Annotated in this window: 12 protein-coding genes; 3 read left to right on the top strand and 9 right to left on the bottom strand. The window is 33.2% G+C overall.

The features are described 5' to 3' along the window. Positions 1–11 precede the first annotated feature (11 nt). Complete coding sequence (locus tag CHB80_RS09350) at positions 12–476, bottom strand: (2Fe-2S)-binding protein (protein ID WP_089371175.1); 465 nt, start codon at positions 474–476, stop codon at positions 12–14. Between the two features lie 297 nt (positions 477–773). Then, the gene (locus CHB80_RS09345; RefSeq protein ID WP_089371174.1) at positions 774–1697 is read right to left on the bottom strand and encodes a pyridoxamine 5'-phosphate oxidase family protein; all 924 of its coding nucleotides are present in this window, start codon (positions 1695–1697) and stop codon (positions 774–776) included. Between the two features lie 419 nt (positions 1698–2116). On the opposite strand from CHB80_RS09345, the gene CHB80_RS09340 reads away from it, so the two are divergent. Then, positions 2117–2500 (top strand): CoA-binding protein, encoded by a 384-nt coding sequence (locus CHB80_RS09340; RefSeq protein ID WP_089371338.1) that lies wholly within the window; start codon positions 2117–2119, stop codon positions 2498–2500. Here CHB80_RS09340 and CHB80_RS09335 read toward each other — a convergent pair. From CHB80_RS09335 to CHB80_RS09305, 7 genes are all read right to left on the bottom strand, one after another. Next, positions 2471–3934: a sodium:solute symporter gene (locus CHB80_RS09335; RefSeq protein WP_089371173.1), complete on the bottom strand. Its 1464-nt coding sequence runs from the start codon at positions 3932–3934 to the stop codon at positions 2471–2473. The genes CHB80_RS09340 and CHB80_RS09335 overlap by 30 nt on opposite strands. A gap of 152 nt (positions 3935–4086) precedes the next feature. Beyond that, positions 4087–4752: a hypothetical protein gene (locus CHB80_RS09330; protein ID WP_089371172.1), complete on the bottom strand. Its 666-nt coding sequence runs from the start codon at positions 4750–4752 to the stop codon at positions 4087–4089. Positions 4753–4824: 72 nt separating this feature from the next. After that, positions 4825–5616: a methyltransferase domain-containing protein gene (locus tag CHB80_RS09325; RefSeq protein ID WP_089371171.1), complete on the bottom strand. Its 792-nt coding sequence runs from the start codon at positions 5614–5616 to the stop codon at positions 4825–4827. Between the two features lie 169 nt (positions 5617–5785). After that, on the bottom strand, positions 5786–6379 hold the full coding sequence (locus CHB80_RS09320; RefSeq protein ID WP_143337087.1) for an FEKKY domain-containing protein: 594 nt from the start codon (positions 6377–6379) through the stop codon (positions 5786–5788). Between the two features lie 144 nt (positions 6380–6523). Continuing rightward, entirely contained in the window at positions 6524–7084 is a 561-nt protein-coding gene (locus tag CHB80_RS09315; protein WP_089371169.1) for a hypothetical protein, read from the bottom strand. A 143-nt stretch (positions 7085–7227) separates the two neighbouring features. Beyond that, positions 7228–8010 carry a hypothetical protein gene (locus CHB80_RS09310; protein WP_089371168.1) on the bottom strand — a complete coding sequence of 261 codons (783 nt, stop codon included), beginning with the start codon at positions 8008–8010 and terminating at the stop codon, positions 7228–7230. A gap of 215 nt (positions 8011–8225) precedes the next feature. Further along, on the bottom strand, positions 8226–8675 hold the full coding sequence (locus CHB80_RS09305; protein WP_218823085.1) for a hypothetical protein: 450 nt from the start codon (positions 8673–8675) through the stop codon (positions 8226–8228). 413 nt (positions 8676–9088) lie between these two features. Between CHB80_RS09305 and CHB80_RS09300 the strand changes: the two genes are divergently transcribed. Beyond that, the gene (locus tag CHB80_RS09300) at positions 9089–10165 is read left to right on the top strand and encodes a DUF3810 domain-containing protein (RefSeq protein WP_089371336.1); all 1077 of its coding nucleotides are present in this window, start codon (positions 9089–9091) and stop codon (positions 10163–10165) included. Positions 10166–10597: 432 nt separating this feature from the next. Further along, positions 10598–13564, top strand: a complete 2967-nt coding sequence (locus tag CHB80_RS09295; protein WP_089371167.1) for an amidohydrolase family protein — start codon at positions 10598–10600, stop codon at positions 13562–13564. Positions 13565–13568: the final 4 nt, after the last annotated feature.

Here is a 13568-nt window from a genome sequence, read left to right as displayed (position 1 = left end):
GTTAAACTTCCTTAGCTAAGGTTTGTGTTAGATGCAGTTTTAATTGCTTTTTTGATACGCGTGTAGGTGCCACAACGACATATATTCCCACTCATAGCATTATCTATATCTTCATCTGTGGGTGATGGATTATTTTTAAGTAATGCTGTTGCGCTCATAATCTGTCCAGCTTGACAATATCCACATTGTGGAACATCGTGTTCAATCCAAGCTTTTTGAACAGGATGATCTCCGTTTTCAGAAATACCCTCGATGGTCGTTATGGTATATTCTGAAGCCACAGAAACAGGTGTAACGCAAGATCTTGTAGCATTCCCATCAATATGAACTGTACAAGCTCCACACTGTGCTACTCCACAACCAAACTTTGTTCCGACCATTCCAAGATGATCTCTTAAAACCCATAGTAGTGGTGTGCTTTCATCAACATCTACTTGATGTTTTTTACCATTAATCTTAAGATTATATGTTGCCATAACTGCTTGTTATTTTGATTAAAGATCTTAAAGTTAGTGAAAATAACGTTTTGTTTGATCAGTCTTTTAAACCTTAACATTGATATAGAGTTTATCAGATATAAAAATAGTAAGATTCAATATATCCTAATTCTTTATTTATTGAAGACTCTATTTATTTATGACACCCTTCTTTTGAGACTAGAAGTTGTTTTAATGTGATACCTTCAAAAGGTATAATGTATCAAGTAATAAATTACTAGAAAATCTATTTTTAAAATAGTTTTGTATTCTTGAATATACAGTGAAGGTGTTATTTTATGGATTATAGGGAGAATAATCTATAAAATCCCATTGTGCTTTATGGTGGTTTTTAGTGTAGATCCATTGTTTTGGAGAAAAAAGCCAAAAACGTCCTGTGCTTCCACTTTTTTCAATATCACCAGGTGTTGTTTGATCAAAAAGAATTTTTCCTTTTCCAGTGATTTGAAGCGTTTCTCCAGATTCAAAATTAACAAAGAGTAACCCTGTATTTGGGTTTTCATAAATATTCCCTAAGCTATTGAACATATTATTTCCGTAGTAATCTGGAATTTTAAGAGTTCCATCTGGCATAATCTCTACAAAACCAGGATTACCTCCTCTGTGAGATGCATCAGCTCTGCCATCTAAACCACGTGTGGCAATATAAAAAGTATCTGCGTTGCGAATCCATTCTTTTTCGTAGTTACCTAAAGCTTGATCTTGTATAGATGTAGTATCTGAGTAAGAAGTACTTTCTATATCAGATATATTACAAGCTTGGATATATTTAGGGCAATTTCCGTAAGCTTCTATTACTTTAATACGAATGATCTCCTCTGTAGCTTCAATGACAGTACCATTGACACGATACCGTATGCGTTCTGAAGGGTCTTTAAACATAATGCCTACACTAGCATTTGTTACGCTATTTTTAAAAAAAATATCTGACGTATCGCTTTTAATTTTTGGAATATGAAAACGTACTTCATGAATGTGGGGTACCTCTATAAATCCAATATCACCAATGAGTAAAGAAGACCAGAGTTGTCCTTTAGCATCAGTACTGCCTACAAATGCTAATGGTAATCCTTGTATATATGGAAAAAGACCAGGAGTTATTCTATTTTTAATAGCTAATCTTGCAACACGAGCCCCTTCTTTTTCTACACCTGCTAACCGTTGTACCGTTTTTTCGCCTTCATTTAAAATAGTATCCATAGTATCGTCTCATTTGTGTTATATCCAAACCGTATCACGAAGTTATACTAGTAGGAGTCGTAAAACCTTTGATTGTTTACATAAATTATTTAAAATTTAGGTAGAGATTACGATGCGATTTGTTTAAAGTAGGTACTTTAAATATATGTTTTTAGGTAAAATAAAACTATACAAAAAGAAATTTTTTATGCTGATTTATATAGTTTTAGCGCATTTTGATTGTAGTGAAACTTAAGTTATTTAAAAATAAAATCCCAGAGTCCGGAACCCTGGGATTTTGTGGTAGACAGTACTTCTAATTAACACTAACCATCAAAACGAATTAAAAGATGTCTAACCAATAAAGTTAACTTTATACTCTATAGACGACTAATTTTCTATACTGTTACAGTGTTTTAATTTTTTAACTTTGTTTTATGATAATTAAGCCTACGCTCGTTCTTGGAGCCTCTCTAAAATCTATTCGATATTCGCATCTTGCGGTACAACGTTTACAAAAATATAATCATCCAGTTATTGCGGTAGGACTGCGATCAGGGACTATAGATGGTCAAGAGGTGATTACGTTTGAGTCCGCTTTCGCGAAAGCGGAAACACATAAAAATAAAATTGATACGGTTACTTTATACATAGGTCCCAAGCATCAACATCAGTACATGGACTATGTGGTATCATTACAACCGAAACGAGTGATCTTTAATCCAGGAACAGAGAATCCTGAGTTTTATAAACTTCTTAAAGAAAATAATATCAATTTTGAAGTTGCGTGTACCTTAGTTCTTTTGGGTACGAATCAATACTAAACCTAAAAAGGTAAGCGCTCCGTTGAGAATAAGGATAAAGAATCCGAAATCAAATCCAGCATATTTTTTACAGAGATAACTAATCAAATAGGCTAGGATAGGGGAAGCAATGGCAATTGCAGGAACAATAGCATCTTTTACCTTCCATTTGGTAAAAAGCCCAAAGGCATAGAGTCCTAATAAAGGACCATAGGTGTATCCTGCAAAGGTAAATACGTTTTTAATGACACTTTCATTTGCAATAACGTATTTAAAAACAATGATAACAACTACTAAAATGATAGACATTAATATATGAATGCGTTTACGAATGCGCACTTGTGCTTTTGCGTCGTGTTTCTTTTCAATATCTAGTATATCTATACTGAAAGATGTTGTAAGGGAAGTTAATGCACTATCGGCACTAGAATAGGCAGCGGCAATGAGCCCTAATAAGAATACAATGGCTAGACCTACTCCTAAACCACTTTCTACAGCAATGGTAGGGAAGAGATCGTCTTTATGAGCATCGATACCATTTTGTGCAGCATATACGGTCAATAATACACCTAGTACTAAGAAGACCATATTTACTACGGTAAGTACAATGGTAAACCAAAACATATTCTTTTTAGCGTCTTCAAGATTATGACAGGTGAGGTTTTTTTGCATCATATCTTGATCCAGTCCTGTCATTACGATCGCAATAAAGGCTCCTGATAAGAATTGTTTAAAGAAGTAATCCCCGCTTTTCCAATCATCAAAAAAGAATACTTGTGATAAATCGCTATCTGATACAAAACTCATGATCTCTCCTCCAGAAAGCCCCATTTCTTCAGAGACATAATAAATCGCTACGCCTACAGCAACGAGCATAAATAGAGTTTGAAGTGTATCTGTCCATACGATGGTTTTGATTCCGGCTTTAAATGTATACAACCAGATCAATAAAATGGTAATGGTGACAGTGACCCAAAATGGAACGCCTTCATCTCCGAAAAAAGACATTTTATCAAAGACTAACAGCTGTAATACGTTAGCTACGAGATATAATCTAAAACTAGCACCTATAATACGACTCAATAAAAAGAAGGAAGCGCCAGTTTTATAGGATGCATTTCCAAACCTACTTTCTAAATAGGTATAAATAGACGTTAAGTTGAGTTTGTAATAGAGTGGGAGTAAGACCAATCCTATTACTGCATATCCAACGGTATATCCTAATACCACCTGAAAATAGCTAAAGCTCGATGCTTCAATCCAACCGGGTACAGATATAAAGGTTACACCAGAAAGGGATGCCCCAATCATTCCAAAAGCAACTAGATACCAAGGAGATTGTTTTCCAGCTTTAAAGAAATCTGAATTAGACCCACTTTTTCCTGTGAGATAACTAATGAGCATCAGTACACCGAAGTAACCAGCAATAAGAAGTAAGATTTGATAGGGTTGCATAAACTCTAATTTGTTCTATGCTAATATAGGGTTTTTGAGGTGTAACTATTATCATTTCCCGAATAGTTAGTAGGCAAAATTCAAAATGTATTACTAGATCTTTTTCTTTTATTTTTCATATGCTCTATTCTTAGATATCATTCATTTAAAAATTATATAAAGTTATAAATATCATTACTTATTTTTTTAATATTTGAATGACCATATTTTAAAAATTCACAAATTTCATGTTCTTCACCTAAAAATGTAACTAAAGATTTTTTTAAAAAAACTAATTCAGAAAAATTATCAAGAATTAACTCTTCTAATTCACCTTCTTTAACAACTATAGATTTTATATTTAAGCCATTTAACTTTGCATTTTTGATATTAAAACTTCCAACATTAGATAGATGCATTCCGCCTCCCATAAATCCATGAATTATATCTTTTTCTTCAATCTCATTGAGGTTATGATGCTTAGCAGCGTTAACAAGACCACAAACTAGGATAAGCCAATTTGAACTACTCTCAAAAGGCTGAATAGATTTAATTATATTATATATATCTGGAAATTCTTTATCAAGATTTGGCAAATTTCTTTTAACAGAACGTTCAAATTCATTTAAATTTTTCGCATAAGGAAAATAAACTCTAGAATTTGGAGAACTTAGTTTATCACTTATATCATGAGCAACATAATCTAATGCACTTCTTAAATTTTCTAAAACATTTTTAATTAAAACACGATCAACCGAACCAGTTTTTATTTTATTTTCAAGTTCAATAATTTGTTCTGATGCATAGTCTAATAATTCAATAACACTTTTTTTTCTCATTATTAATCGTGTTTTTATAAACATTAATTATAATTTGTTCTATGCTAATATAGGGTTTTATCGTAGTTATAACTATGGATTACTTGTATCTGATATTTCTTTTAATGCCACAATTCTAATTCTTTTATAGTCAGCGTACCATTTTCCATTGATGAGGCATTGGTCTTTCATTTTTTCTTGCACTTCGTTCTTAATATCTTCAATGTGATGTTCGGGAACTCCTATAAAAAAGCGCTCGGCAAACATAGAAATCCAATCTTTTATTCCAGAATGCTCATCTGCAAGTTCGGTGGGTCTGTCATAATGTGTTGCCTGAACGACTCTAAAACCAGCTGCTTCTAGCTCGGTTGTATATTCTCCAATGGATGGAAAGTACCATACATCTAGATGTGATTGTTGTGTGTAACCTCTATCTGCTAAAGAGCTTCGCAATTGGTTGACTATAGTTTGTACATTTCCTTTGCCTCCAAATTCTACAACAATTTTACCATTTGGGTTCAAATTTTCATACATACATTGTATAGCATTTTTGTGCTCTTTTACCCAATGAAGCGTAGCGTTTGAAAAAATGGAGTCAAATTTTTTATTGAATTTGAAATGACTTGCATTTCCTACTTGAAATTCAATAGAAGGAAATTTTGATTTGGCATCAGAAATCATTTCGGCAGATTGATCTATCCCAATGGTTTCTTTTGCAAACTCATTTATTTGAAATGTCAATTGCCCAGAACCACATCCTAGATCTAAAATTCTTTCGTCTTTTTTGGGATCAAGTAGTTTTATAAGATGTTCTCCATAATGATACACAAATGCATGTTTTTCATTGTAGAGATCTGGCTTCCATTTTGTTGTTGTGTCGTTCATTTTACTATCTTACTAATGGTCTTGTATATGGCTTGTAGCGTGTGAATTAGCGATTATTTTCGGTTAAGCACGAGCCAAATTTAAAAATTTGGCGGACTTACAATTATGCTTTAACTTAGATTAAGCAAGTAATTAACTATGAGTCATATACGTTGTTTTAAAACGTTTTTTATAACCCAATTATGTCTTTTCTGGCTTTATCTCGCCACGTTTTTCCGTACTTTTCATCCATCAATTCTGCTATCTTTTCATTATACATAATTATGCATTCAAAAGTTGGCGGTTGGCATCCAAAATCAAAATATTCAATTCCATATTTTTTCTCAAAACTATCATCAGCTTTAGTATTCATAATTGGTGCTATTGAACCGAAAAGTAAAAATTGAGCCTTTGAGGTATCCCAATCATTTTGAGCTTTTGTTTTCCAATTGCAATTTGGCTCAATTAGAAAATCTTTATAGGTTATTCCGTTATTAGTTTTAACGATGTATTTTAGAGGCTTTTCGTAACCATAAACTAACAATATTATTTCGTATTCTTTGTTCGGTTCTAAATATTCTATCAGATATGAGCCATCTTCACTTGAATAACTAATAGGGTGTTTTTCTATGTTTGGTTTAATTTCGTAACCAGTCCAAATTGGCTCTTTAGTATATTCGGATATCACTTTTCCTCTTATTTCAATTTGTCCATAACTCATTCCGCAAATCAAAATAAGGGTCAGATTTGTTAGTAATTTCGATATGTTCAATTTTTTCTTCAAATGTTTTACAACGGTCTGGTGTATGATTTTGTTGTGGAATCATCCGCAGGATTATTCCGCTTAGAAATCGGCCGTTGATTTATACTTTTATTTTGGTGTGGCACAAAACCACAATGAATTATAGCCATTGTTACCTACAGTATTTTAATCCACATATCCTTCAAATTTCACTTGGTCAAGTTCGTCATCACTAAAATAGAATTCAAAAACGGATGTTTGCTCTAAATTTCCAAGTCTGATTGTATCAGATTTTAGTCGGTTAGCTAATGTTTTCTCCAATTGATATTTTTTCATTCCAACTTTGACATAAGACCAAATTGGCAATTCTGAATTCTTAATGTCCGCTGACCAAACTGCATAAAATCCATCTGTTGAATAAACTTCAATAATGGATTTGTCAAAAGTCAAAGTTTTTATCGTGTCGGTTTGAGTTTCATCGTGGTTGTTTTGTTTTAGTTTAGTCTTGACTATGAAGCCCGAGAAACTTTTAGTCAATGATTCCAATTCAGATTGCCATAAATGAGCTATACTGTCATTTTCAACAAATTGATAATTTTCCTTTTTCTGTTCTTCAATATTTTTTTTACTTTTCTCCTCGACAATTGGTTTAGTAATTTTTATTTCCGCTTTTTTTTCCTTCTCCGAAAAGTTGCAAGAAACAAAGCAAATTAAAATTCCGATTAAAAATGTGAGTTGTTTTTTCATATTGTAGGTAACGGTCTCGTGTATGAGTAGTAGCGTTTTTTGTTTTTGTTTTTCCCGATTTAACGGAATTTAGTTAAAAGTAAGAAAAGTTACTTGTCTTAACCAACTAGAATGATTACTTATAGCCATTGTTGTGTAGCGTTTTATCCTATTTTTAATTTTATCAAAACGAATATGATTATAATATTTACAGGTAGTAGCCACCAAACCCATTTCGTATTATTATTTCCAAATATTGAGTTTGAAATGAACCCGTCCATTTTATTATAAAGTTTATTACTTGCTTCAATTTTATTACCTTTTAAAATCTCTTCTTTTAGGTCAATTAGCATTCCTACAAATGGAATTTTATTTAAAATTAGAATGATTCCTTTTCTCAAAAATTTAGGAGTTTTTGGGTATTTGGAATTTACCATTTTTCCAAAATCTAGCGCTTTAGTAAGTTGATTGTCTGTCAGGTCAATTTTACCTTGAAATAAAACCTCTACTTTATCGATTATTAATTCGCTTATCTTATGAAAAAATGATGACAAATTTTCATAAATCACTCTGATAGTGTCAATAACCACATATTGATATGTTCTGTATGTTGAGTAGATTGTGATTGCTAATCCAATGATTAGTACAAGTAAGACAAACAAGAGTTTCATAAACTCAAAATCTGTTGAGAATAATCGACTAATAGCATAGAAAAACAATATAGTATTCGAAAAAGCAAATAAAAACAATACAGTAATAAAACGTTTTATTCCATTTACACCTAATTTCCCTCCTTCTTTGATTAGTCGCCAAGGATGGTTAAGCAAGTTCAATAGCTTGTTGTTGTTTTCTTCGTTCTCAGGAAGATTGTCATATTCTATTTCAAACTCTTTTTCTGTATTACCATTAACTTGGTAATTTCCACCTATCGTATACTTTTTTTTCATTCTTTTGTTTAATGGCACATAACTGTTTTGTGTATGAAATGTAGTGTATATAAAGACACTAATTTCTCGGGTTAACCAAAACCAGCTATTTATGTTTTTTATTTTTTCTATTATCAAAAAGACAAATTAAGAATTTGGCGAATTTAATAGATATATAACCCTTTCGGTTTAGCAATTATTAGCGATGTTTTATACACGTTGTTGTGTGTAGTTTTTTATTCAATTTTTAAATTTACTCTTATCTGTCCATCTTCGTCCAAAAAGTCTTGATTGTAAATCTTCTTTCCGATGATTTCTTGAGCATTTTTAATGCCATCTAAAGTCCCGCCCAATTCTTGTTTGACTTTATTTGAATCAGAATCATTCTCAGACTCCAAAAAGTCGGAAACATGTAAGTAGAATTTATCCAAAATATCCTCTAAAGGATATTGACTATTATCCGAGTCAAGTTCGTAGGAAATGGTCATTCTATAATTGGCGTCATCTTCATCTTTTAGGTCTTTATAAATGCCGTTTTCAATCAATTTGTAATTCTCTTGATTTGAATATTTATCACAAGTCTCTAATGTTATATTGTTCATGATATTATACTCTAACCTAAGTTCTGGCTTTGGCTGCTCACTCTTCTTTTTGTTACCACCAAAAAGATTGTCAAATATTCCCATGATTTTTTTATTTAATTACACACAACTAGTGTATATCATCACCTAAAATACTATAAAAACATATAACACTCACATTTATAGCTGTTTTTAGGCATCACGTCATTGTTGTGTATCTGTTATCAACGTTTGTTTATAATTACATGAAATGTATCAATTGTCAAGAAGTGTAATTGCCTCAAGAGTCGTAAAGACTCTAAAAGAAGATAACAGATAATCGTATGCTTTCGCGAAAGCGTAAAAAGAAATAGTAAAGGAGTGATATAGCGTTTTTATTTAAGAGTACCATACTATTATACTTCCTCACTTATCACCTGAAACCTTGAACTTGAAACAGGTTAAAATTTAAAATGCTGTTTATTTTCATTTTCAGTTTTGACTTCAATTTCAAATTCCTTTTCCTTACTTTTATCACAATGAAAAAAAATCGCACGCTCCTTATTATTGGTCTTTTCTTATTTGTTCAGATGGGTGTTGTGCGTATACTGGCATTATTTCCTGACTTTATAGAAAATTATTATAGTAATGGGTTGTATCCTATTATCTCAAAAGGATTTCGGTATGTATTTGGGTGGTTGCCATTTTCATTTGGAGATCTGATGTATGCTACATTAATTGTGATCATACTCAGAGAGATTGTACTTTTATTTAAAAGGCGTTTCCGTACTTGGAAATCTTTTGCAGTTCGCACGTTAGCTATAGCTTCTATAGTTTATGGGGCGTTTCATTTGTTATGGGGAATGAATTATTACCGACTTCCATTACACGAATCATTAGGTATAGAGAGTGAATATACCACAGAAGAATTAGTAACACTCACCCAGAAACTCATCGCAAAAAGCAATGCACTTCATAGTCAGCTCGCAGCCAATGATACTATAAAAGTAACGGTACCTTTATCACAGTCGGAGATTTTTGATCAAACGGTACATGGCTATGGCGCATTACAATCTCAATTCCCAACATTAGATTATCCTCCTAAAAGTATTAAAGTCTCTCTATTGAGTTACCCACTTTCGGTAATGGGCTATAGCGGGTATCTAAATCCTATTACCAACGAAGCACAAATTAATGGCCTCGTTCCTAATTATAGGCATGCGGTAATTAGTTGTCATGAGCAAGCCCATCAATTAGGTTATGCCAAAGAAAATGAAGCCAATTTCGTAGGCGTTTTAGCGAGTATTAATAATGAGAATGCCTATTTTCAATATGCAGGAAGCATCTTCGCCCTACGGTATTGCTTCAATGATGTTTTTCGCCGCGATAGCGAGCTAGCAGAAGAACTACGCGATCAAATCCATCCCGGTATTTTTAAAAACTATAAAGAAGCCAGTGATTTTTGGAATGAAATGGACAATCCATTAGAACCTGTATTTAAGCTGTTTTATAGTAATTATTTAAAAGCAAATAATCAACCAGCAGGAATCAAAAGCTATAGCTATATGGTTGCTTTATTAGTAAACTATAATAAATCTTTTCCTTCGGCTTTATAATAAGTTATCGTTACTCAGATAACTATTTCCTGAAGATGTCAGTATATTTTTGTATATTTAAAGTATGAATTTACCAAGTGAAGCATACGAGATAATCATTGCAGTTATATTAGTCTCTGTAGCTATGACATTAGTTAGTTACATAACAAAAGGTAGCCGTAACTTTAGAAGTAGTAGAAATAAAAAGGCAAGAAAGCAATTTTAGTCTTTTGTTAACTTTTTTATCTTCTCATAGTACTGAATTTCTTTTTCAGTAGGCGTGTGTATTACAATGCGATCATTTTGTTTCCCCATCATCATTTCATACATTTTTTAGTACCACAAGATATTGTCGATTCATCGCGATGTATTTGATGTTAAAAAACTCTTAATTAACAAGGCTGAGCCCTACGGATGCACGTATCTTTAAAGACTAAATAATCACTAAATACTATGTTTCTAAAAAAAATCCTCTTAGCAGGATTAGTTTTTTGTTCGTTCGTTATGTACGGGCAAGACTATTTCCCTGCCAATGACGGTGTAAAGTCTAAAAATGAAAATTACACAGTCTTCACAAATGCTACCATTCACACTTCACCTACAGAAACCATCAAAAACGGAACACTAGTCGTTCAGGATGGAAAAGTAGTGCGTGTAGGAAAATCAGTTTCAGTCCCTGCAAATGCAATTACTGTGGATCTGTCTGGAAAGCATATTTACCCTTCTTTTATAGATATGTATACCAATTTTGGTATTAAAAAACCAAAACGAGCTGGCGGTGGCGGTCGTGGGTCTCAATATGACAATACTCGAGAGGGGTATTATTGGAATGACCATATCCGTTCAGAAGTACAAGGAATAGATGATTTTGAATACAGTAGTAAAGATGCAAAAGCATACATCGAAGCTGGGTTTGCAGTTGTTGCAACACATCAACATGATGGAATTGCAAGAGGTACTGGAGCATTAATCGCTCTTAATTCAGAAGGCAATACAGCAAATAGAGTGCTTGATCAAAATATTGCACAATACTTCTCTTTTGATAAAAGTAATACCTCAAGACAATCTTACCCAACTTCAAAAATGGGTGCAATGTCTTTAATGCGTCAGTTACATCACGATTTAGATTGGTATGAAAAAGGAAATGTAAATACAAAGGATCTTTCTTTGGAAGCGCTTACGCGAAATAAATCACTGCCACAATTCTTTGAAGGCGATGATGTGTATGATGCCATACGTATTGACGGAATAGGCGATCAATTTGGATTGAATTATGTCATTGTTGCTGGTGGCAATGAGTACAAACGAATTGCAGATATTAAAAAATTAAATAGAACTTTTATTCTTCCGTTAGATTTCCCAAATGCCTATGATGTAGAAGATCCATATGCTGCAGCATATATAGACTTAGCAGATATGCGTCACTGGAATCAAGCTCCTACCAATCCTAAGCAGTTTGAAACCAACGGAATTCCTTTTGCCCTGACTACTTTTAAGTTAAAATCACCAAAAGAGTTTAAAGGGCAATTAATGAAAGCTATTAAACATGGACTTTCAAAAGAAAAAGCATTAGCTGCCTTGACAACTGTTCCTGCACAATTACTCGGAAAGAGTAATGAGATAGGAAGTTTAAAAAGTGGTGCTTGGGCAAATTTTATGATTACTTCTGGTGAGCTTTTTGAAGCTAAAACCAAATTATATGAACACTGGGTTCAAGGACAGAAAACAGTCGTAAAAGATATGAATACTGTAGATATTGATGGTACGTATACTATGCGTATGGCTGGTACTTCATATACACTTGCAGTAAAAAACTCTACAGGAGGAAAAGCAGGATTTATACTTAAAGATGGTGATGATGATATAAAGAGCGAAGGTAAATATGCAAACGGCTGGGTAAACCTAACCTTCCCAGGAAGAGGGAATAAATTTGTACGCCTTGTAGGTCAAGTGATCAATGATCGATTTACTGGAAAAGCAGTATTGCCTAATGGTGATGAAGAATCTGTAAGTGCTGCAAGAGTAGCCGCTGAAGATGATAAAAAAGGAAAGGATAAGAAAAAGGATGATGATAAAGCTCCGGTAATCATGTCAATGACCTATCCTAACATTGCCTTTGGATTTGAACAACAACCCAATCAAGAAGATATTTTAATTAAAAATGCGACAGTTTGGACCAATGAAGCCGATGGGGTTTTAGAAAATACAGATGTATTAATTAAAGACGGTAAGATTAGCAAAGTAGGGAAGAACCTTTCCGCTGGTAGAGCTAGAGTTATAGATGGTACAGGTAAGCACGTTACTTCTGGAATTATAGATGAGCATTCACATATTGCTGCTTTTGCGATTAATGAAGCAGGACATAACTCAACAGCCGAAGTTCGTATGTCTGATGTGATTAACCCTGATGATAGTGATATTTATAGAAACTTAGCAGGAGGTGTAACTTCTATCCAATTATTACACGGATCGGCAAATCCAATAGGAGGGCAGTCAGCTGTAATGAAATTAAAATGGGGTGCTTCTATAGATGAGATGCTTTTAGAAGACAAGAAGTTTATCAAGTTTGCACTTGGAGAAAACGTAAAACAATCTAACTGGCAAAGTTTTAGTCGTTTCCCACAAACACGTATGGGAGTAGAGCAAGTATTTGTAGACTATTTTACAAGAGCTAAAGAATATGAAGCACAAAAGAATAGCGGAAAACCATACCGTTTTGATGAAGAAATGGAAACTGTGGTAGATATTCTTAATGAAGAGCGTTATATCTCTTGTCACTCATATGTACAGAGTGAAATTAATATGCTTATGAAAGTAGCAGATCGTTTTAATTTTAGAATTAACACATTTACACACATCTTAGAAGGGTATAAAGTAGCCGATAAAATGGCGGCACATGGTGTAGGAGGATCTACATTCTCAGATTGGTGGGCATATAAGTATGAAGTAAATGATGCTATTCCTTATAATGCAGCTATTATGCATAATGCAGGAGTAGTTGTCGCTATTAATAGTGATGATGGAGAGATGTCAAGACGTTTAAATCAAGAAGCAGGTAAAATTGTAAAGTACGGAGGAATCTCTGAAGAAGATGCATGGAAAATGGTGACATTAAACCCTGCAAAACTACTTCATTTAGATGATCGTACAGGAAGTATTAAAGTAGGTAAAGATGGAGATGTAGTCGTATGGTCAGATCATCCATTATCTATCAAAGCAAAAGCAGAACAAACCATTATTGAAGGAACCGTTTACTTTGATATCAATAGAGATTTGCAATTACGTAAAGATGTAAAAGCAGAAAAGAGCAAATTAATTGAGATGATGCTAGCTGAAAAGAAGAAAGGTTTAAAAACGCAACCTGCAAAGAGTAAAGAAAAACAGCGTTTACATTGTGACACTACAGAAACGATACATTAATATT

The sequence above is a fragment of the Dokdonia pacifica genome, assembly GCF_900188275.1.
Lineage (GTDB): Bacteria > Bacteroidota > Bacteroidia > Flavobacteriales > Flavobacteriaceae > Dokdonia > Dokdonia pacifica.
Note: the sequence above shows the minus strand (reverse complement) of the source record. Positions and strands in the feature narration are given on the sequence as shown.

Coding starts and splice junctions, on each gene's coding strand:
- CHB80_RS09335 (WP_089371173.1), bottom strand. CDS start 3,934: ATGCAACCCTATCAAATCTTACTTCTTATTGCTGGTTACTTCGGTGTA.
- CHB80_RS09350 (WP_089371175.1), bottom strand. CDS start 476: ATGGCAACATATAATCTTAAGATTAATGGTAAAAAACATCAAGTAGAT.
- CHB80_RS09330 (WP_089371172.1), bottom strand. CDS start 4,752: ATGAGAAAAAAAAGTGTTATTGAATTATTAGACTATGCATCAGAACAA.
- CHB80_RS09305 (WP_218823085.1), bottom strand. CDS start 8,675: ATGGGAATATTTGACAATCTTTTTGGTGGTAACAAAAAGAAGAGTGAG.
- CHB80_RS09300 (WP_089371336.1), top strand. CDS start 9,089: ATGAAAAAAAATCGCACGCTCCTTATTATTGGTCTTTTCTTATTTGTT.
- CHB80_RS09345 (WP_089371174.1), bottom strand. CDS start 1,697: ATGGATACTATTTTAAATGAAGGCGAAAAAACGGTACAACGGTTAGCA.
- CHB80_RS09310 (WP_089371168.1), bottom strand. CDS start 8,010: ATGAAAAAAAAGTATACGATAGGTGGAAATTACCAAGTTAATGGTAAT.
- CHB80_RS09315 (WP_089371169.1), bottom strand. CDS start 7,084: ATGAAAAAACAACTCACATTTTTAATCGGAATTTTAATTTGCTTTGTT.
- CHB80_RS09325 (WP_089371171.1), bottom strand. CDS start 5,616: ATGAACGACACAACAACAAAATGGAAGCCAGATCTCTACAATGAAAAA.
- CHB80_RS09295 (WP_089371167.1), top strand. CDS start 10,598: ATGTTTCTAAAAAAAATCCTCTTAGCAGGATTAGTTTTTTGTTCGTTC.